Origin of the sequence: Falsihalocynthiibacter sp. BN13B15 (genome assembly GCF_041205415.1) — a bacterium.
Classification (GTDB): domain Bacteria; phylum Pseudomonadota; class Alphaproteobacteria; order Rhodobacterales; family Rhodobacteraceae; genus Falsihalocynthiibacter; species Falsihalocynthiibacter arcticus.
Genome location: NZ_JBGFCE010000011.1, coordinates 96,541 through 118,293 on the forward strand (window position 1 = coordinate 96,541; position 21,753 = coordinate 118,293).

General features: G+C 53.1%; 16 protein-coding genes. 4 read left to right on the plus strand and 12 right to left on the minus strand.

Annotated elements, in window-relative coordinates; all coding sequences use genetic code 11:
• The first annotated feature begins 76 nt into the window (after positions 1-76).
• Positions 77-1,891 (plus strand): translational GTPase TypA, encoded by a 1,815-nt coding sequence (typA, locus tag AB9F26_RS16805; protein WP_039000814.1) that lies wholly within the window; start codon positions 77-79, stop codon positions 1,889-1,891.
• A gap of 88 nt (positions 1,892-1,979) precedes the next feature.
• Here the strand turns inward: typA and AB9F26_RS16810 are convergent, their stop codons facing one another.
• From AB9F26_RS16810 to recA, 3 genes are all read right to left on the minus strand, one after another.
• Complete coding sequence (locus AB9F26_RS16810) at positions 1,980-2,267, minus strand: DUF1330 domain-containing protein (RefSeq protein WP_335584470.1); 288 nt, start codon at positions 2,265-2,267, stop codon at positions 1,980-1,982.
• 1 nt (position 2,268) lies between these two features.
• A complete protein-coding gene (gene alaS, locus AB9F26_RS16815; protein ID WP_369768535.1) occupies positions 2,269-4,923 on the minus strand; it encodes an alanine--tRNA ligase in 2,655 nt (884 codons plus the stop codon).
• A 123-nt stretch (positions 4,924-5,046) separates the two neighbouring features.
• Complete coding sequence (gene recA / locus AB9F26_RS16820; protein WP_039000818.1) at positions 5,047-6,117, minus strand: recombinase RecA; 1,071 nt, start codon at positions 6,115-6,117, stop codon at positions 5,047-5,049.
• A gap of 179 nt (positions 6,118-6,296) precedes the next feature.
• Between recA and AB9F26_RS16825 the strand changes: the two genes are divergently transcribed.
• Positions 6,297-6,893 carry a gamma-glutamyl kinase gene (locus AB9F26_RS16825; RefSeq protein ID WP_335584467.1) on the plus strand — a complete coding sequence of 199 codons (597 nt, stop codon included), beginning with the start codon at positions 6,297-6,299 and terminating at the stop codon, positions 6,891-6,893.
• Here AB9F26_RS16825 and AB9F26_RS16830 read toward each other — a convergent pair.
• From AB9F26_RS16830 to AB9F26_RS16870, 9 genes are all read right to left on the minus strand, one after another.
• A complete protein-coding gene (locus AB9F26_RS16830) occupies positions 6,890-9,142 on the minus strand; it encodes an ATP-binding protein (RefSeq protein ID WP_369768550.1) in 2,253 nt (750 codons plus the stop codon). The two genes, AB9F26_RS16825 and AB9F26_RS16830, sit on opposite strands and share 4 nt — an antisense overlap.
• A gap of 195 nt (positions 9,143-9,337) precedes the next feature.
• On the minus strand, positions 9,338-10,510 hold the full coding sequence (locus AB9F26_RS16835; protein ID WP_369768536.1) for an RsmB/NOP family class I SAM-dependent RNA methyltransferase: 1,173 nt from the start codon (positions 10,508-10,510) through the stop codon (positions 9,338-9,340).
• 64 nt (positions 10,511-10,574) lie between these two features.
• A complete protein-coding gene (gene guaB / locus AB9F26_RS16840) occupies positions 10,575-12,029 on the minus strand; it encodes an IMP dehydrogenase (protein ID WP_335584465.1) in 1,455 nt (484 codons plus the stop codon).
• Positions 12,030-12,121: 92 nt separating this feature from the next.
• Complete coding sequence (locus AB9F26_RS16845; protein WP_369768537.1) at positions 12,122-12,910, minus strand: HpcH/HpaI aldolase/citrate lyase family protein; 789 nt, start codon at positions 12,908-12,910, stop codon at positions 12,122-12,124.
• A gap of 61 nt (positions 12,911-12,971) precedes the next feature.
• The gene (locus AB9F26_RS16850) at positions 12,972-14,060 is read right to left on the minus strand and encodes a sn-glycerol-3-phosphate ABC transporter ATP-binding protein UgpC (protein ID WP_335584463.1); all 1,089 of its coding nucleotides are present in this window, start codon (positions 14,058-14,060) and stop codon (positions 12,972-12,974) included.
• A 9-nt stretch (positions 14,061-14,069) separates the two neighbouring features.
• Complete coding sequence (locus tag AB9F26_RS16855; RefSeq protein WP_369768538.1) at positions 14,070-15,704, minus strand: alpha-amylase family glycosyl hydrolase; 1,635 nt, start codon at positions 15,702-15,704, stop codon at positions 14,070-14,072.
• 1 nt (position 15,705) lies between these two features.
• Positions 15,706-16,836 (minus strand): ABC transporter permease subunit, encoded by a 1,131-nt coding sequence (locus tag AB9F26_RS16860; RefSeq protein WP_335584461.1) that lies wholly within the window; start codon positions 16,834-16,836, stop codon positions 15,706-15,708.
• Positions 16,836-17,828, minus strand: a complete 993-nt coding sequence (locus AB9F26_RS16865) for a carbohydrate ABC transporter permease (RefSeq protein WP_039000826.1) — start codon at positions 17,826-17,828, stop codon at positions 16,836-16,838. Before AB9F26_RS16865 ends, AB9F26_RS16860 begins: the two co-directional genes overlap by 1 nt.
• An 87-nt stretch (positions 17,829-17,915) precedes the next feature.
• Positions 17,916-19,262 carry an ABC transporter substrate-binding protein gene (locus AB9F26_RS16870; protein ID WP_369768539.1) on the minus strand — a complete coding sequence of 449 codons (1,347 nt, stop codon included), beginning with the start codon at positions 19,260-19,262 and terminating at the stop codon, positions 17,916-17,918.
• A 270-nt stretch (positions 19,263-19,532) separates the two neighbouring features.
• Here AB9F26_RS16870 and AB9F26_RS16875 point away from each other — a divergent pair, with 270 nt between their 5' ends.
• On the plus strand, positions 19,533-20,561 hold the full coding sequence (locus tag AB9F26_RS16875) for a substrate-binding domain-containing protein (RefSeq protein ID WP_369768540.1): 1,029 nt from the start codon (positions 19,533-19,535) through the stop codon (positions 20,559-20,561).
• Between the two features lie 121 nt (positions 20,562-20,682).
• Positions 20,683-21,660 carry an ROK family protein gene (locus tag AB9F26_RS16880; protein WP_369768541.1) on the plus strand — a complete coding sequence of 326 codons (978 nt, stop codon included), beginning with the start codon at positions 20,683-20,685 and terminating at the stop codon, positions 21,658-21,660.
• Positions 21,661-21,753 lie beyond the last annotated feature (93 nt).

Here is a 21,753-nt window from a genome sequence, read left to right on the forward strand (position 1 = left end):
CCTTTCGCTTTAGGGGTGGCCTTTTGACGCAAGGCGGGTTACGTCGCGCGCAACTCATCTTTAAAGGCAGGCTCCAATGGAACTTCGCAATATCGCGATTATCGCACACGTTGACCACGGCAAGACCACTTTGGTGGACGAGCTTCTAAAACAATCCGGTACTTACCGCGAAAACCAAGCGACGTCTGAACGCGCGATGGATTCCAACGACCTTGAGCGCGAACGCGGGATCACCATCCTTGCCAAAGCAACCTCTGTTGAATGGCGCGGCACACGGATCAACATCGTTGACACCCCCGGCCACGCCGATTTCGGCGGCGAAGTTGAGCGCATTCTGTCGATGGTTGACGGCGTTGTTTTGCTTGTGGATGCGGCTGAAGGCCCTATGCCACAAACGAAATTCGTCCTCTCCAAAGCGCTCGCTCTGGGCCTTAAGCCAATTGTTGTTGTCAACAAAGTCGACAAACCCGATGGCGAACCTGACCGCGCCCTTGACGAAGTTTTCGACCTGTTTGGCTCGCTTGATGCGACCGACGCGCAACTCGATTTCCCGCATTTGTATGCCTCTGGCCGTGCCGGCTGGTGTGACAAATCCCTCGACGGTCCGCGCAAAGACCTTTCCGCTCTGTTCGACAAAATCGTTGAGCATGTCGAAGCTCCCGCACAACAAGCCAATGCAGGCCTCGCCTTCTCGATGCTGGCAACAACCTTGGGTGCCGACCCTTTCCTTGGCCGTATTCTTACGGGCCGCGTGGAAACAGGTACGCTTAAAACCGGCGACGCAATTGTTGCGCTTTCCGGCGATGGCACAAAAATCGAACAATTCCGCGCAACCAAGATCCTTGCGTTCCGTGGCCTTGGCCAACAGCCCATCGACGAAGCTGTCGCAGGCGACATCGTTTCCATCGCAGGCATGAGCAAAGCCACCGTGGCCGATACATTGTGTGATGCGTCCGTTACGGTTGCGATCCCTGCCCAGCCGATTGATCCCCCAACGATCACTGTAACCTTTGGCATCAACGACAGCCCGCTTGCTGGTCGCGATGGTAAAAAAGTTCAGTCCCGCGTCATTCGCGACCGTCTGATGAAAGAAGCCGAAAGCAATGTTGCGATTAAAGTAACCGACACTCCGGGCGGCGACGCTTTCGAAGTCGCCGGTCGTGGCGAATTGCAAATGGGTGTCCTCATCGAGAACATGCGTCGCGAAGGCTTTGAGCTTTCAATCTCGCGCCCACAGGTTTTGTTCAATGACATCGACGGCGTTCGTAATGAGCCCATCGAAGAAGTCACAATCGACGTGGACGACGAATACTCCGGTGCTGTGATTGAAAAAATCACGGGCGTGCGTAAGGGTGAAATGACCGACATGCGCCAAACAAACGGGAAAACACGCATTATTGCGCTTGTTCCTGCGCGTGGCCTGATCGGTTACCACGGCGAATTCCTCACGGATACTCGTGGTACTGGCGTTATGAACCGCGTGTTCCACAGCTGGGCACCGCACAAAGGCGCCATCCCAGGTCGTCGTGCTGGTGTGTTGATTTCGATGGAAAACGGATCGTCTGTTCCCTACGCGCTTTACAACCTCGAAGATCGCGGAAAATTCTTCATCGGCTCTCAGGAAGAAGTCTATGTCGGTATGATTATCGGCGAGCACACCCGTGAAAACGATCTGGAAGTGAACCCGCTCAAAGGGAAAAAACTTTCAAACGTTCGTGCCAGCGGAACCGACGAAGCGGTGCGTTTGACCACGCCTGTGCGCATGTCTTTGGAAGAAGCGATTGCCTATATCGACAACGACGAACTGGTTGAAGTTACACCTAGCTCCGTCCGTATGCGCAAACGCCACCTTGACCCCCACGAGCGCAAGCGTCACGCGCGCACGAATTAAGCCAAACAAAAACGCGCGCAAACATCTGTTTGCGCGCGTAATAATTTCACATGAGCCGCGCTTAATGCGCGGCTTTTGCGTTTTTAGGTTACTCGGTGGTTTCTACGATCACCAAATCGCGCTCGCTTGCATTGCGTGCATGGCTCAGCGCTTCTTGATAAGCTGCGGAATGATAGCAATCATGCGCGGCCTGCAGACTTGGAAATTTCGCCACTACATTGCGCGAGCGATCATTGCCCTCAAGCTGCTCATAAGCGCCGCCGCGCGCAATAAAATGCCCGCCGTGGTCCGCAATCGCAGGTCCTGCAAGAGCCGCATATTTCCCGTAAGCAACGTCATCCGTTACCTTCACATGTGCGATCCAAAGAGCACCCATATTATCCTCCAATTACGGCTTCTGCCGCTTTAATTGCTGCGTCCGACTGCGAAACATCGCTGCCGCCGCCCTGTGCCATCGCGGGGCGACCACCGCCCCCCTTACCGCCGAGATGCGCCACGGCAGCCTGTACCAAATTCACGGCGGAAATCTTGTCTGTCAAATCATCGGTAACGCCCGCGGCGACCGCCGCTTTGCCATCCACATCCGCGATCAACAAAACCACACCCGATCCAATCTGCACTTTGTACTGCGCAACCAAATCGGGCAGGTCTTTGCCGCTGACGCCCGACAGAACCTGCGCAAGAAAAGCAACGCCGTTAACGTCCCGCGCTTCTGCGGCCTCGCCCGCACCTGCCATCGCCAACTCACGACGCAATTGTGCCACTTCGTTTTGCAAGGATTTGCGCTCATCCATCAAAGCTTTCACACGGTCAGGGACCTGTGCTGGTTGCGCCTTGAGCATCCCCGTCAGAGCACCAAGATGCTGAGTTTGCTCGCGAATATGGGCCAACGCACCCTCGCCCGTAAGAGCTTCAATCCGACGCACACCCGACGAAGACGCCCCGTCAGACAGCAAGATAAACGCACCGATATCGCCCGTACGCTTCACATGTGTCCCGCCACAAAGCTCCAGAGAATAGGTATTTCCCGACAGTCCCTTTTTGGACCCTGCGGCAACGCCCATCGAAACAACGCGGACCTCATCGCCATATTTCTCGCCAAACAGCGCCTGGGCGCCAAGGGCGCGCGCATCATCTGGCGTCATAATCCGTGTGTCCACAGGCGTGTTTTGACGGATAAAGGCATTTACCTCGGCACTCACCTGTTCAAGATCTTCGGCCTCAAGCGCTTTGCCGTGGCTGAAATCAAACCGCAAACGATCATCTGCATTCAACGATCCACGCTGCGCCACATGGTCACCAAGACGAGCGCGAAGGGCTTCGTGCAGCAGGTGTGTCGCGGAGTGATTGGCCCGAATAGACGCACGGCGCGCGTGGTCAACCTGAAGTTCCGCGCCCTGCCCTGTGGAAATCTCGCCCTCAGAAACGGTTGCGGAATGAACAAACAAGCTGCCAATTTTACGTGTGTCGGTGATCTTGGCCGCGCCAGTGCCCGTTTTCAAAAGCCCCGTATCGCCAATTTGGCCACCACTTTCCGCGTAAAACGGTGTTTGGTTCACGACAACCTGAACTTTGGACCCTTTGGATGCCGCATTTTGTGCGGCTCCTTCAGAAACGATCGCGAGTATTTGCCCCTCAGCGACCTCAGTTTCATAGCCCAAGAACTCGGTGCTGCCATGGGCGTCCGCAAGTTCGAACCAAATCGCAGCGTCTGCGGTTTCGCCCGACCCCGACCAAGCGGCGCGGGCCATTGTTTTCTGGTTCTCCATGGCTTTTTCAAAGCCCTCGATGGCAACCGAGCGGCCTTTTTCCCGCAAAGCATCCTGCGTCAGATCGAGCGGAAATCCATAGGTATCATACAATTTAAAGGCGGATTCACCGGAAAGGTCTTCCCCTTCTGCAAGCCCTGAAATCTCATTGTCCAAGAGCTTCAGGCCCCGATCAAGCGTTTGCCGGAACCGTTGTTCCTCAAGCTTCAAGGTCTCTTGGATCATCGCTTGGCCTTGCGACAACTCAGGATACGCACCGCCCATTTGGCTCACCAAAGCGGGAACGAGCTGGTGCATAACTGGATCTTTAGCCCCCAGAAGATGCGCATGCCGCATGGCGCGACGCATGATGCGACGTAACACATACCCGCGCCCTTCGTTGCTTGGCATAACACCCTCTGCAATCAAAAATGACGTCGAGCGAAGGTGGTCAGCAATGACGCGGTGGTGCACGTTTTTGTCACCATAAGGCGCCTGCCCCGTTACACTTGCCGACGCTTCGATAAGCGTTTTGAACAAGTCGGTGTCGTAATTATCATGGCTGCCCTGTAGCAAGGCCGCAATTCGTTCAAGCCCCATGCCCGTATCAATAGACGGCTTGGGCAAGTTCAAACGGTCGCCGTTTTCTTGCTGCTCGAACTGCATGAAAACGATGTTCCAAATTTCAATAAAACGATCGCCGTCTTCTTCTGGTGAACCGGGAGGGCCACCCCAAATGTGATCGCCGTGATCGTAGAAAATTTCCGTACACGGTCCACAAGGGCCTGTGGCGCCCATCGACCAAAAGTTATCGTCCGTCGGGATGCGGATAATGCGATCATCCGACAGGCCCGCATATTTCTTCCAAATATTCGCGGCCTCATCATCGGTGTGATAAACCGTAACGAGGAGTTTATCCTTGTCGATCCCGAACTCTTTGGTCAGTAAATCCCACGCGAAGGGAATGGCTTCTTCCTTGAAATAATCGCCGAAACTAAAATTCCCGAGCATTTCAAAAAACGTGTGATGGCGCGCAGTATAACCAACATTGTCGAGGTCATTATGTTTGCCTCCAGCGCGCACACATTTTTGGCTCGAGGTGGCGCGGGAGTAGTCGCGCTTTTCAACACCTGTGAACACATTCTTAAATTGAACCATACCCGCATTTGTAAACATAAGCGTGGGATCATTGCGCGGAACCAAGGACGAGCTGTCAACAACCGCGTGACCGTTGCCCTTGAAATAATCAAGGTAAGTGGATCGAATATCATTTAAGCTCGGCATGGCACGCTCTTTCAGATAGAATTTTCATGGTTTCCTTGGTTTAGCTGTGCACCCGCGCCCTGTCCATACGAAGAAAGGCCCACTGAACGTTCAGCGGGCCTTTTACTTCAATTTTGAGACGATTTAGGCTTCGAGAATATCATCACTGTCATTGGTCTTCTTTTCACCGAAATCCAAACCGTGAGCCGCTCGAATTTTATCTTCGATTTCAAGGGCAATCACAGGATTATCGGCAAGGAATGCCTTGGCGTTTTCGCGGCCTTGACCGACACGCTCGTCGCCGTAGCTAAACCATGAGCCAGACTTGTCGACGACACCCGCTGCGACACCAAGATCTAGCAACTCACCTGTCTTGGAAATCCCCTCACCAAACATGATATCAAACTCAACTTGCTTAAAGGGCGGTGCCACCTTGTTCTTCACGACTTTCACGCGGGTCGAATTGCCAACAATTTCATCGCGGTCTTTCACGGACCCAGTCCGGCGAATATCCAAACGCACTGAGCTATAGAATTTAAGCGCGTTACCGCCTGAAGTCGTCTCAGGGCTGCCAAACATAACGCCGATTTTCATACGGATCTGATTAATGAAAATGACCATGCAATTGCTGCGCGAAATCGATCCCGTTAATTTTCGCATCGCTTGACTCATGAGGCGGGCTTGAACACCAACCGAACTATCCCCCATGTCGCCTTCAAGCTCGGATTTTGGTGTTAACGCGGCAACGGAATCTACTACGACCATACTAACCGCGCCAGAACGCACCAGAGTGTCAACAATTTCAAGGGCTTGTTCACCGGTATCAGGTTGAGATATCAGCAACTCATCAATATCGACCCCCAAACGCTTTGCATAGACTGGATCAAGTGCATGCTCTGCATCGACAAAAGCACAGACCCCTCCGGTTTTTTGCCGTTCCGCCACGCAATGCAACGTCAGTGTCGTCTTCCCGGAACTCTCTGGACCGTAAATTTCAATGATCCGCCCCATTGGCAAACCGCCAATGCCAAGGGCAATATCCAGACCAAGGGATCCTGTAGAAGACGCCTCGATTTCTGCAATTGCCCCAGCGCCTAATTTCATAATTGCGCCCTTGCCAAATTGACGCTCGATTTGCGCGAGCGCTGCATCCAGCGCCTTTTGCTTGTCTTGAGATTTTTTATCGCTCATTTTTGAAAGCTCTGCCGTTGCCATGTTTTCCAGTCCCTTATTTCACACCCCGTCACGGGCAGCAATCATCAACAATGTTCGCCTCTTGTTCTCTTATGAGATCAAAGTGAGAACATTTCAATACAAATTTACTGAAACCACTATTTATTTAATTTCTTAAGGAGTAGTTTACGAGAAAGAATGAGAGAAAAGGATGGGTCTAAATGCTTGTTTTCTGGAAACAAAAACTTGTTTTCTTGGCAGTCCCCAAGACGGGAACTTCTGCGATAGAAGTGGCGTTAGGGCCAATTGCGGATATGAGAATCACCAACCCGCCGATGTTCAAACACATGCCACTCGTCCGATTTAATACCTATATCAAGCCGTTTATACTTGAAAATTTTGATGTAGAGATTGAAACCGTCGCGGTTGTTCGCAATCCGATTGACTGGCTTGGGAGTTGGTATCGGTACCGTAGCCGCCCAGATTTAGCCGGTAGCCCCAATAGTTCCGCCGGAATTAGTTTTGACACCTTTGTCGAAGGCTACTTGAAAAATAGAAAACCAGCCCATTCGAACGTTGGATCGCAGGCCATTTTTGTTTCCCGCCATAACGGGCCGATTGGTGTGACGCATCTATTCCAATATGAGCAATTGGACAAACTAATTGAATTCCTTGAAGCCCGTCTAAACATCAGTATCTCGCTCGCGCGTACGAATCAATCTCCAGAAGGCAGTGCGGTACTCTCCTCCGAAATGGAGGAGAGGCTACGAAGAAAGCGAGCAGAAGAGTTTGCTGTTTGGGAGGTTGCAAGGCGTTAAATGAGTTGATTTTGAACCGTCGACGTCAAATCGTTTAGCGAAAAAGGTTTGGGAAGGAACACTGAATTGGGTATTTGCCGTTGATTGTCGGAAAAATCCTCCTCAGCATACCCTGAAACAAAAACGACTTTAACACCTGGGCGGTCTTTTAGCGCAATTTTCACCCAACTCGGACCGTCCATACCAGGCATAATCACATCGGTCACAAAGATATCAACAGTTAATTCTTTGTCCTCCAAGGTTTTCAGAGCCGATTCCGCATCTTCAGCTTCGAGCACAGTGTAGCCTCGAAGACGCAACGCCCTTGAGGCAAACGCTCGAACGGGGGCTTCGTCCTCAACAAGGAGCACAACGCCTTCACCCGTTTTGGATACATAGCTTTGATCCCTTATTATTGGGGCAACTGGCTGCTCGACGGGACCGTCAAATGCTGGGAAGTAGAGTGTGAACGAGGTTCCGCTTCCAACCACGCTATCTACAAAAATAAACCCACCCGACTGTTTCACAATCCCGTAGGCTGTGGAAAGCCCAAGCCCCGTCCCTTCTCCAGTTCGTTTCGTTGTGAAGAAGGGTTCAAAAATTTTAGGCAACCTATCGGCGGGTATTCCGACCCCTTCATCGCTAACACGAACGATGACATAATCTCCTGGTGGAACAACGGCCCGATCTCTCTCAAGGGGGACGCGTAGCGTGCGACTTTGCGTCTCAACACGAATTTCACCACCATCAGGCATCGCGTCTCGCGCGTTTACAACAAGGTTCATAAGCACCTGCTCAAGCTGTCTTTTGTCCGCACGAATTGTTTGAAGATCTGGATCATGTGTTACAGATAAAACGACCTTCTCTCCTACAAGGCGGTTTAAAAGATGCGCAAGGTCAGAAAGCGTGTCACTCAGATCGATCGTCTCTGGACTTAGATTTTGTTTGCGCGAAAATGCCAAAAGCTGCCCAACCAACGATGCTGCTCGATTGGCATTCTGGTTGATTTGAACCAGATCAGCGAAATCGGAATCTCCTTGGTCATGTCGCAGTAGCAACAGGTCGCAGTGCCCTGAAATCGCGGTGAGGAGATTGTTGAAATCATGTGCTACTCCGCCTGCGAGCTGTCCAATCGCCTGCATCTTTTGACTTTGCACAAACTGTGCCTCAAGTGTTTTGAGTTCCGTCGCATCATTGAGAACTGCCACAAGAAGGGGAACACCGTCTTGAATCACACGACTTAATGTCACTTGAAGGAAAACCTCTTTGTCGGGATTTCTGGCTTTTAGAAACTCCGTATTGTTCATTCCCCGCCCCTGTGCGGCTTCCGACAACCAATCGACGATTGAACGCCCCAAACCTTCCATAAGATCAGAAAGAGGGGTGCGCTCAGGAATGTCACTTGCCAATAAGTCTCGCGACTTTTTATTCGCCGCCACAACCAAGCCATCGGACGTAATTTTCATCAAGGGAACAGGGATATCGTCGAAAAACGGCCAATCTCCTGTCACGAGGTCATTCGATTGGTTACGCGGCAAGATATAAATCTCTCTACGACCTCCGGTGCTTTCAAGCTCCGCAACAACAGCCCGCATTGGGCCCTCTCGGGTGGTAATTTCGTTTTCCATACCGCTTCGAACTGGCAAAGAATTGAAAATTCGATCCAGAGTTTTCACACGCTCCCCCACCAGTCGGCGAAAGGATTCGTTCATAAATAATACGGTTCCTGACCTGCTCGCCGTTAGCATGGGTAAACTCATACCTTCGGCGCCGCCTCTCGAGCCAGATTGGTCAGCGAGTTCGTCCAAGCGCCACACATAGAAATCCGACCCAGATAGATGTACGGAAATACGGACATGCCCGCGTCGCGTCACGATATCATCGCGCGCTGAGCCAAGGGCGAGCGCTTTATTTTGCAGGCGAAAGACGACCGACGATGGGTTTGCAAACAGATCGCCAAAACAGCTTGCGAGGGATCTGCCTGTACAGAAGCTAAACCGTTCATTCGCCGCTATATTTTGATACTCAATCTCCCCGTCTGGGCTAGTAAGAAAGCTTGGCGAGGGTTCGTTGCGGACAACTTTCGCCACGGCTTTTACGCTTCTGGCGCGCCGGCGTGCGGAGCGCATTGTATTCGCATGCAGCAGCAACGCCATAAATGCCAGTGTCAAACCCGCAGCAAGAAAGGCGATCCCGAGTTTAGGTGCAGGAACAACAAACCCCAACACTACGAGCACACCAGATCCAATAAGAATCGGAACCATTCGCATCGACAGAAGGGACGCCGATTTTTGTGCTGTGGCGGGCGACAGCGCATTCTCTGACACAAGGAACTCCCAAATTCGATTCGACTTGATGCAGCATCAAGCACGATTGGTTAAGCTTGCATTAATAAATGGCTGCCCCATACAAATTTGTGAACAATCACCACAAAAAAATTGCGTTATTGCGAAATTGCGCCCCGTTCAGGCCCTTTTCAAGATAGCAACAAAGAACCCATCTCCGCCAGCCAAGGGGGTCAACCGCTCTTGGGACATACATCTCCAATCGGAATTCGCCACCAAAAACGCCTCGACCTGGGCCTCATTCTCGGCGCGTAACAGAGAGCATGTCAAAAACGCGAGGACACCGCTTTTAGCAACGTACTCTTTTGTTTTAGCAAGGATTTCCGCTTGAATACTCGTCAATTCATCAAGGCGTTCCTGCGTGAGTGCCCATTTGCCGTCTGGCGCACGCCGCCACGCGCCAGACCCCGAGCAGGGCACGTCGCACACGACAACGTCGTAGGGGGCGTTTTGCGCAACCTCGACAGTTTCCAGAACCGTGACCTCAACCCCTGCGCGCTCAGCCCGAACGGGGACATCGCGCATACGAAGATGGGAGATATCATGGGCAAAGAGGGAGACCGCGCCCTTGGGCATCCGCGCCGCAAGGGCGAGGGATTTTCCACCGCCCCCAGCACAATAGTCCAATATACGTGCGCCGTTTTTGAGGGGAATTTGGTCTGTGACGAATTGCGAAGCCGCGTCTTGAAGTTCAACATAGCCCTCTGCGAAAACCTTGGAATTCTGTACACGACGTGGATTTTTCGTCACCAGCAAGGCAGAGGGGGACAAGTCGTGCGCCTTTGCCACGATCTCTTCAGCGGCCAAAGCCGCAATCGCTGCGTCGCGTGTGGTCGCTTGCAAATTCACCCGCAAAAACACAGGGGCGCGGGATTGAAGCAGCGTCAGGACAGGTGCGAAGTCTTCGCCTAAATCCGCTTGCAATTGAGGCGCGAGCCATTCGGGAACGTCGAGTGCATCGTGATCCTGTGGCGCGTGACCTTCGGCCAATTCCTCCTCGGAGAGGGGTTTGGGCGCGTAACCTTCGCCAGTAAATACATCCTGCGGATCAAGGCCTTGCGCACGAAATAGCCCCGTTAGAATTGCGCGGCCCGTTTGCTCCCCGCCCCAGACGGAAAACGACTGTTTGCAACGCAAGGCTTCAAACACAAGGTCGCGCACCGCCACGCGATCCTTGGACCCCGCATAGCGATTTGAGCGCGCCCAAGTCGTCAGTTGTTTTTCCGCAGGGTCCCCCGCCAAAACGGCATCCAAAATCTCAATCGCAGAAGCGACGCGTGCACCAGGTGTCATTTTGGTATCCTTTCAGGCGGCCCTATGGGCGCGTATTTTGAAGGGCGCATAAACGCCCTTCTCTTTATCCGATGCGGTAATTCGGGCTTTCGCGGGTGATTTGTACATCATGCACATGGCTCTCTTTGAGGCCTGCCCCCGTGATTTTTACGAAGGAACAATTGCGGCGCATTTCTTCCACTGTCGCATTGCCCGTGTAGCCCATTGCCGCGCGAAGCCCGCCCACCAACTGGTGGATGACGTTGCTGGCCGTTCCTTTGTAAGGCACCTGCCCCTCAATGCCTTCGGGCACGAGTTTGTCGCTGGCGGCGTCTTTCTGGAAGTACCGATCCGCAGAACCACGTGCCATAGCGCCTAGGCTGCCCATGCCACGGTAAGACTTAAAGCTACGGCCTTGGTAGAGAATGACTTCGCCGGGGCTTTCATCGGTTCCTGCGATCATGCTGCCGACCATGGCACAGCTTGCGCCTGCGGCGATCGCTTTGGCGAAATCGCCCGAAAATTTGATGCCACCATCTGCAATCACAGGCACACCACTTTCGGCCGCCCCGCGCGCACAATCCATCACGGCAGTAAGTTGTGGAACGCCCACACCGGCAACCATGCGCGTTGTGCAAATCGAACCGGGTCCAATCCCAACCTTGACGGCATTCGCCCCTGCTCCGATCAAGGCCCTCGTTGCCTCGGCTGTGGCCACGTTGCCCGCAATGATCTGAATGTCGTTTGAAACGGCCCGCGCACGCTCAACAGCGCGCGCAACACCCTCAGAGTGGCCGTGGGCCGTGTCGATCACCACAATATCCACTCCAGCATCAATCAGCGCCATCGTGCGTTCAAATCCTGCGTCGCCCGTTGTTGTCGCCGCAGCAACCCGCAGCCGTCCAAGATCGTCTTTGGTGGCGTCTGGGTTCAAAACGGCTTGCTCGGAGTCTTTGAGGGTCAGCAAACCGGTCAATTTACCGTCGCTATCCGTCACAAGGAGTTTTTCGATCCGGCGGGCCTGCATCAAGGAACGCGCCTCTGCGAGGTCAGCAGGTTCACGCAAGATGGCTAGATCCGTACCCGTCATCATTGCCGAAACAGGCGTTTTATCGTCAGTTGCAAACCGCATATCGCGATTGGTCACAATGCCAACAACCCGTCCGGAACCGTCCACAACCGGAAATCCAGAAATCCTGTAGCGTTCCATGAGCGCCTTGGCATCGGCCAGCGTTTGCTCGGCGCGCAGGGTGATGGGATTGAAAACAATGCCGCTCTCGAAGCGTTTTACACGGCGCACTTGGCGCGCTTGCTCCTCAACATCAAGATTGCGGTGGATAACACCCATCCCGCCGGCCTGGGCCATCGCAATCGCCATGCGATCCTCGGTGACCGTATCCATCGCAGAGCTCAGCAACGGGATGTTAAGACGAATAGATTTCGTCACAAACGTTGAGGTATCAGCGGTAGACGGCAACACCGATGAGGCGGCCGGAACAAGTAGGACATCGTCGAAGGTAAGAGCCTCGCGAATTTCCATGGGGATTCTCCTTGGATGCTTCGTTTGACGAGGCCATATCGCATGGAACCGGACATTTAGAAACCCCTAAAGCGCGGTTTCGTGTCGATGGTCTATTTCCCAAGGGACGCGCGGGCCAACGCCGCCCGACTTGCAAAGGCTTCCCGCATCAAAATCACGTCGCTTCCGACCGCGATAAAGCGCGCACCAAGAGCGGCGAAAGGGGCAATTTGGTCCGTGTTCCCTGCGAAAATCCCAACGGGCTTGCCCGCGGCCCGAATGCGCGCGGCGGCGTGGGTCATTGCCGCCATAACGTCTGGGTGCATCGCCTCAGGGCCATATCCCCCGACATGTCCCATATCCGTCGCCAAATCAGCGGGGCCAATAAATACGGCATCAACGCCTTCTGTATTCGCAATCGCATCGATATTCTCAATCGCACGGGCGGATTCAACCTGCACCATCAACGCAACCTCCTGGTTCGCATTCGCCATATAGGTCGTATCCGCGCCATAGCCACTCACACGGGCCACCATGGCGCCAACGCCCCTACGCCCCTGCGGCGCATAGCGCATAGCTTGCGCCAACTCCTGCGCTTGGGCGCCGGTTTCCACCATTGGCACCAAAACCGTCTGAAACCCCAGATCAAGAACCTGTTTGATCATCCAATCCGCGCCAGTGACAACTCGCACGGCGACGGGAACATGCCCCTGAAGAACCCGCAATTGGTCTCGCAAGGATGTTATGTCATTTGGGCCGTGTTCCCCGTCTAGAACCACCCAATCATACCCAGCCTGCGCCGCGATTTCGGCCACGGTTGCACTCGCGGAACCGACCCACAATCCAAGGCAAGTTTCGTCACGGCGCAGAGCGGCAATCAATTCGTTTTTGGGGGTGGTCATTGGGAATCTCCACGGGAAAAAAACCGAGGTTTCCACAGCGACTACGGTAACACAAGATGCCCTAGTCCCGATAAAGCAACGAACGCCCCTCGTGGAAGACATGAATTTTCTCGGGCGGTGCGGTTAATGCGACGACTGCCCCTTTTGAAACCTGCTGAATTCCGGGCAATTTCGCGACGAAGGTCTCGTCACGGCCATCCTTATGGAAATACAGCAATGTGACCTCGCCAAGCGCTTCAGTGATGGCAACCGACCCCTTATAAACTGGAATGTCCTCGGCCGGCACAAGGTCCTCCGGACGCACCCCGACATTAACCTTCTTGCCCATATCTTCAGGGCGTGTTGGCACATTGGACACCGCCCGTGTGTCATCACTCAAGGCAATCGTGGTCTGCGCCCCCGTCCCGACGATTTCGCCCGCAATCAAATTCATCGCGGGCGAGCCGATAAACTGCGCCACGAATTCGTTCTCGGGCCGCTCATACAACTCAAGTGGCGTACCAACTTGCGAAATGCCCTTGTTGGCCAAAACCACAATCCGCGTCGCCAATGTCATAGCTTCCACCTGATCATGGGTCACATAAATCATCGTGCTATCGGGCATCGCCTCTTTGAGTTGGGCAATCTCAATCCGTGTCGCCACCCGCAGGGCCGCATCAAGGTTTGAGAGCGGCTCGTCAAACAAATATACCTTTGGATCGCGCACAATCGCCCGTCCAATCGCCACCCGTTGCCGCTGCCCGCCAGAGAGTGCTTTTGGCAACCGATCCAAATAGTCGGTCAGCTGGAGCTTCTCGGCGGCCCTATTTACGGCGATGTTAATTTCCGCCTTTGGCATCTTGGCAATGCCGAGGGCAAAAGCCATGTTATCGCGTACCGTCATATGCGGATAAAGCGCATAGGATTGAAACACCATGGCAATCCCACGTTCCGCAGGCGGCACATCATTCACGACAGTTCCGTCGATTTCGAGCGACCCCGATGTGATGCGCTCAAGCCCCGCAACCATGCGTAAAAGCGTTGATTTCCCACATCCCGACGGGCCAACAAACACAATTAATTCACCGGTTTTAATGGTCAGGTTGATGTCCTTGAGGACATTCGTATTGCCGTAGGATTTGACAATGTTCGTTAATTTGAGATCTGCCATTATCCCCTCCTATGTGTGCGTGCGGCGCAAGATTGCACCTTGCCATGGCGCGAGATTTACATCCTGCGCGAGGCCGATTTCCTGCCCGATAAATTGCCAGCCCGTTGAGGGGGCAACGATCTTGTGTGCACCCTGGCCCATATTGAAATAACACAAGAGTTCCATATCGTTGCTGGACCTTTTGAATGTCAAAATGTCGCCGTTCGCTTCGAGATCGGTAAGCGTTCCTACTTTCAAAGCGGAAAGCTTAGAGCGGAAGGCCAAAACGGACTTGTAGTGATGGAAAAGTGATGCTGGATCAAGCGCTTGGGCGGAGGCGTTCAAATGAAGATGCTCCGCAGGAACCGGTAGCCACGGCTTATGCGTACTAAATCCCGCATTTGCATTCGATGGCTCCCAAACCATGGGGGTACGACATCCATCGCGCCCTTTAAATTCTGGCCAAAATTGGATTCCATAGGGATCTTGCAAGTCTTCAAAGGCAACGTCCGCCTCTTCCAAACCCAGTTCTTCGCCTTGATACAGGCAAACTGATCCCCGCAAACTACTGATAAGGATGGGAAACAGGCGTTTCGCCCCTTCCGACAAATTCCAGCGACTGGCATGGCGTGCGACATCATGATTGGAAAAGGCCCAGCATGCCCATCCATCCGAAGCGACCCGTTCGACCTCATTCAAAACCTCGGCAACCCGTGTCGCAGTCAGCGGCGTTTGTGAAAGGAATTCAAAGGCATAGCACATCTGCATCAAGTCGTCGCCAGCCGTATATTGCCCCATGATTTCAAGACCACGCTGCGCATCGCCCACTTCGCCAACTGCGGCGGCCCCGTATGGCACCATCACTGCGCGAAATTTACGAAGGAAATCAATGTTTTCCGGCTGATTTTTGGAGTAGATATGCTCCTGATGATTATAAGGGTTCACCGAAGGCGCAATTGAATCGTTCCGCGCTTCCTTTGGCAACGCAGGATTGTCACGTAACTCTTTGTCTGCAAAGTAGAAATTGATGGTATCAAGGCGAAACCCGTCTACCCCGCGCTTAAGCCAAAACCGCGCCACATCCAACAAGGCTTCCTGAACCGCAGGTTCATGGAGATTGAGGTCAGGCTGGCTGGTTAAAAAGTTGTGCAAATAATACTGGCAACGCCTCGCGTCCCACGTCCAAGCGGGTCCACCGAAGATTGACAACCAGTTGTTTGGAGGTGTTCCATCCGGCTTAGGGTCGGCCCAAACGTACCAGTTTTCTTTTTGGTTATCAGTAGATTGCCGACTTTCCTTGAACCAATCGTGCTGGTCTGATGTATGCGAAAGGACAAGGTCAATCATGACTTTCAAACCAAGAGAATGCGCCTTGGAGACCAGCGCATCAAAATCGCTCAACGTGCCAAACATCGCATCAACATCGCAATAATCGCTCACATCATATCCGAAATCCTTCATCGGCGAAGTGAAAAACGGCGAAATCCAGATAGCATCGACCCCGAGGTTAGAAATATAGTCTAACCTATTGGTAATACCGGGTAAATCTCCGATGCCGTCGCCGGTACTATCTTGAAAACTACGCGGGTATATTTGATAGATGACGGCTCCGCGCCACCAGTCTGGATTTGTTTCTGACGGAATCATATTCTCAACTTTGCTCATGTTATCCACCTTTGACCGAGCCCGAGAGCAACCCACGGACGAGGTATTTTTGAAGCCCGAAAAAGACGCCGAGCGGTACCGCAATGGAGACAAAGGCCGAGGCGGCAAGGATTTCCCAATCCCCCCCTCGACTGCCCAAAAGTTCGCGCAGACGTCCCGTCATCACCAATTGATCTTCGTTGTTTCCAAGAAAAACCGTCGCCACAAGCAAATCGTTCCACACCCATAGGAATTGGAAAATCGCGAAACTTGCGAGGGCTGGAAAGGACAGAGGCAAGACGATTTTTCGAAAAATATCGAAGTCCGTGGCGCCATCAACGCGGGCACTTTCGATGATTTCTCGCGGTAACCCCGCGATATAATTACGTAAAAGATAGATCGCCATGGGGAGGCCAAAGCCCGTATGAGCCAGCCAAATACCGAGATAATCTTTGCCAATTCCGATCTCATTGTGCAGCTTGAGCAGCGGGATCAGAGCCATTTGAAGCGGTACCACCAGCAGTCCAACGACCGTTGCAATCAAGAGCGATCGTCCCGGAAACTCCATCCATGCAAGGGCATAAGCCGCAAATGCCGCAATGAGGATTGGGATGATCGTTGCGGGGATTGTCACGGTAAACGTGTTGATAAAGCTACGGCCTATTCCCTCTGAAAACAAAACGTTACGATAATTGTCTAAAGTAAACTTGGGTTGCTCAAGAGAGGTTACAAAAATGCGGGTTCCCCGCGAGCCTGTTGGTTTCTCAAGCGACGTGATTTGATAGGCCCCGCCGGCGTCAACCCGAATGAAGGCCCCTTGCCGTTCCGCGACGTCGCCGGGAGCGAATTCAGTCGGGCGATTTGCGTTGATCCCGAAGGCGGTGACGACGGCGGGTTCTGGAAAAAGACTGCCCGAGATAAGCCATCCGTCGCCGTCCTCAACGGCCGTATCTGGGTCAGCACCGCGCAGCGTTAGATTGCGCTCTCCCGCCGATAGCGACGTCCACCAACCGGATGTCGAGATTTGATCACGGTCCCGAAAGGAGCTTACCAGCAAACCAAAAGTCGGAATTGTCCAGAGAACGACGAGCACCAAAACCGAAAGATTCACGACCCACGTCAGTCGCGATTTCACACCAGCAATATTATCCACTATGAAATCTCCCGACGTGCATTGCGTATATTCCAAATCATAATCGGGGTTACCAAGATCATGATCACGAGTGCCACCGTACTGGCGCGGCCATTATCGAGGCCCCTAAACATCCAATCGAACATCAAATTCGCTAGGACTTGTGTGCCCCATTGGCCGTTTGTCATGGCGAGAACGATGTCGAAAACCTTGAGTACAAGTATGGTGATTGTGGTCCAGACCACGGCGATTGTGCCCCAGATTTGAGGGACTTTGATCTTCCAAAATATCTGCAACGGGCTGGCACCATCCAGAATTGCTGCCTCGATGGTTTCTTCGGAAATCCCGCGCAGGGCGGCCGAAAGGATGACCATGGCGAAGCCCGTTTGGATCCACACCAAAATGGCCATCAAGAAGAAAGAGTTCCAAAACGGCAGGGTGATCCAAGCCTGTGGCGCGCCACCAAAATAGGTTACGATTGCGTTGAGCAGGCCGATTTGTTCTTGGCCTTCGCCACGGTAATCATAGACGAATTTCCAGATCACCGAGGCCCCGACAAAAGAGATCGCCATGGGCATAAAAATAAGGGATTTCGCGAAATTCCCCCAACGAATTCGGTCAGTGAGGGCGGCGGCAATAAGGCCAAAGAACGTGGCCGCAGCGGGCACGACAACCAGCCATAACATATTGTTTTGCATGGATTCCGCGAATTTTGTATCGACCAGTAGCCATTTGTAATTATCAGCGCCAGTAAATTCCTCGCCGTTGGCATCATGCAGCGAAAGCCAGATCGACATCACAACCGGATAGACCAGATACGTTGCCAACAAAGCGATGGCCGGAAACAGGAAGAGCCAAGGGCGAATGGCGGAAGCACGGTTGATATTGCGGCCCGCGTTCACACCGCGTGCGGGGTACTTCCAGTCGAGTAGATAGTTGGAGAAGAAGTAATAGGCCACACAGCCAAAGACGCCTGCTACAACGGTAAAAAGGGCCCAGAAAAGCTGTTCCATCGCGACCTCGCCAATAAAAGAAAGTGGGGGAATTCAGGAGTGCGAAGGCCCCGCATTCACGCGGGACCTTCTAAGAGGGCGTTAGGCTTACTTAATGCCGTCCCAAGTATTTTGGATGTCAGCGGCCACATCTTCGGCGGATTTCCCACCCGTGTAATCCACCATGCCGGTCCAGAAAACACCTGCGCCGATCGCACCGGGCATCAGGTCGGAACCATCAAAGCGGAAGGTATCTGCGCCCAAGAGGATTTCCCCCATTTTGCGTTGTGCATCGCTTTCGTATACAGCGGGATTCACGCCATTGTGCGGAGTAAGGAAGCCACCTTGTGCCATCCAAATCTCGTGAGCGAGGGGCGATTTGATGTAGTCCATAAAGGCGCGTGCCCCTTTGGAATCCTGCGTGATAGTCGCAACGGTTCCGGCTCCCAAAACTGGCTTGCCGAGGTCTTTGCTGGCATAGGCTGGGAAGTAGAAGAAGTCAGCGTCTTCACCCATAACCGTGCCTTCAGGGAAGAACGCGGGAATGAAGCTGGCTTGACGGTGCAAATAGCATTGCGGGGGGGATTCAAAGAGACCTTTGGGGCTATCGCGGAAGTCCGTGGAAGCCACGGTCCCTGCGCCACCGGCAACATAGGCGTCGTTGCGGGCGAATGCGCCGAATTCTTCGATCGCGGCAATAATCGCGGGGTCATTGAACGGGATTTCGTTGGCAACCCATTGGTCATAGACGGAAGGTGGCGATGTGCGCAAAAGCATATCTTCTACCCAGTCGGTTGCAGGCCAGCCGGTCGCGGCCCCCGATCCCAAACCGATACACCATGGTGTGCCGCCATCCGCAACGATTTGTTCGGAAAGCGCTTTCAACTCTTCCATCGATTGCGGAATTTCGTAACCAGCATCCTCAAAATTCTCAGGCACATACCAAACCAGCGATTTCAGGTCGGCACGATAAAACAGGCCGTAGAACTGATCGTTGCCGTCTTTGTCGGGATAAGTTGCCAAATCAACCCAAGACTGACCCGCCGCGTAGTTTTCGCGCACCCAGTCAGCATCCGTGCTTTCAAGTGGCGAAAGCAAGCCTTTGGCCGCGAGGTTTGCCGCAAGGCCAGGCTGAGGGAAAATTGCGATATTTGGCGGGGAACCTGCTTCGGTATCGATCAGGATTTGTTGCTCAAAACTGTCGGAACCAGAATACTGAACGTCAATGCCTGTGGCCTCTTCAAAGTAGGCCGCTGCGGATTCAAAACGGTCTTTTTCTTCGCCGAGCCACGGGCCGAATACAGTCACTGTCTCACCGGATAAATCCATGGACTTAAGGGCTTCGAAACTCTCCCAGTTAAAATCCCCCTCGCCCGGCGTAAACAGAAGGTCGGCCTGCGCCGTCCCCGCGGTGAGTGCGATCACGGCCGCACCAGTCAACAATTTGTGTTTCATTTTCTTCCTCCCAAGTAGCGCTGAGCGCTTTGTTTTTTTTCCAAAGCGCTTTTGAAGGGTACGACCACAGTGAATGAAAAGTCGAATCGCAAAAACCAAAGCGCTTTGGGAAAAATACAATTGCGCAGATTCTCCAAAAAGTCAACGGGGAACAAATCCCACTTCAATGCAGGTAAATATCCTTATTTTTATAAGTTTTTTGTTTTCTTTGACCTTGGAATAATTTAGGTCTATCGTTTCCAACTTAAATCTAAGCGCTTTGAGAAACCCATGAACCTTAAATCTCTTTCTGACATCCTTGGCCTCAGCCAAACCACGGTGAGCCGCGCCCTAAACGGCTATCCCGAGGTGAGCGAGAAAACGCGCCTTAAGGTTCTGGCAGCGGCGCGCAAGCATCATTACAGCCCTAATACCCGCGCCCAAAGTCTGGCAACGGGGCGCGCAATGGCCATTGGACACGTTATTCCCATGTCCAACAATCACGAGATGGTTAACCCGATTTTTGGCGATTTCATCGCGGGGGCCGGGGTCGCCTATTCAAATGCTGGCTATGACATGCTGTTATCTGTTGTTCAGGACGATGATGAGGAGCAAGCCTATCGGCGGATGGCGGCGCGTGGGTCTGTGGATGGGATCATCGTACACGGCCCCAGAAAAGACGATCCGCGCGTTGCATTGTTACAGGAGATCGGCCTGCCATTTGTGGTGCATGGGCGCATGATGGGCAATGATAAGGGGTATTCGTGGCTCGACATCAACAATACACGCTCTTTTAAACGGGCAACCAATTTGCTGCTTGATTTAGGGCACCGCCGCATCGCCTTACTGAATGGGCTGGAAACCATGGATTTTGCGTCCCGTCGCCGCGCGGGCTTTGTCGAGGCTATTTCGGAGCGCGGTATCGCACCCGACCCTTCCCTGATGTTTAGCACCGAAATGACGGAACAATTCGGCTATGATATCAGCAGGAAACTCCTCGCAGACGATAATCCTCCGACCGCTATCATCGCGTCCTCCTATCTGATGGCGATTGGAATTCGGCGGGCGATTGGGCGTGCGGGTCTTTTGATAGGACGCGATGTATCGGTGGTGACCCATGACGATGATTTGTCCTATTTGCGCAATGGCGACAGCATCCCAACCTTTACCGCCACACGGTCCTCTGTCAGGGACGCGGGCAGCCAATGCGCCAAAATTCTCTTGCAATCGATTACATCAGGCAGTACCCAACCTGTGCAAGAGCTTTGGGAGGCAGAACTTATGGTTGGGAGCTCAACGGGCCCTGCCCCACAGCGCTAAGCGGATGAGGCAAAGTCGGGAGCGAATAACAGGGGTATTTTCTTTTCACCAAATGACTTAGATATCCCTGAAAATTCGTGCGCGGTTGATAAACCCCACTCGCAGGATAAAAGGCCATACGATGACACATACGACAGCTTCGAACCGCTATTCTTTGTTGGCCGATATCGGCGGAACAAATACGCGCGTCGCCCTAAGTGAAGGGACACGAGTTCTTGAGGCCTCAATCCAGCGTTTTAGCAATGCCAAATACCCTGACCTTATCACGATCCTAAAACAATATGTGTCCGAACAAGGCAATGTGGACTGTTCGGGCGTGTGTGTTGCCGTGGCGGGTCCGGTTCGAGATCGCGTCGCCACCATGACGAATTTGAACTGGACGATAGAACCAGACTCATTGGCGGCAGCGACGGGCGCGGAAATTGTTTCAATTTTGAATGACCTTCAAGCGCAGGGTCACGCCTTAGGTCATCTCAAATCCTCCGAACTTACGCCGATTTCAACAGGCAAAGAAGCCGGACCGAATGCCGCCAAATTGGTGATTGGAGTCGGGACCGGATTTAACGCAGCCGCCGTATACGACACCGCCGGTGGCCGTCTCGTAACCCCATCCGAATGTGGGCATATTACCATGCCTGCGCGCGACGAAGCGGACTTGAGCCTCAGTCGTTACGTGCAAAGCTCCCACGGATTTCCCGGCGTGGAGGAAGTTATTTCCGGGCGCGGACTTGAGAGGATATATGCATGGTATAGCGCTGAAATTGCTCAGAAAACCATAAAATCCGCTGCCGAAATTATGGCTTCAATTGTAGCAAAGGATGACCCTCTGGCCGTCCGGACCCTTACCACATTCTGTCGCATTTTGGGTGCGGTTGTTGGCGATCTTGCCCTCATCCATTTGCCATTTGGCGGTATCTATTTAGTGGGCGGCGTGTCGCGCGCCATGGTGCCCTATCTCGCGGACTATGGTTTTTCGACCGCATTCCGAGACAAGGGGCGGTTCTCTACATTTGTCGACAATTTTTCCATCACCGCGATTGAAGACGATTACGCAGCATTAATTGGCTGTGCGCAACATCTCTCAAATTTGAGCAAATGAAACTCCCCTTGAAGTAAGCTATTTTTAACAACCCATCCCCTACACCTGTTTTCATCGACCGGAACAACAGGGGATTCACGTGGCGAACTCGAA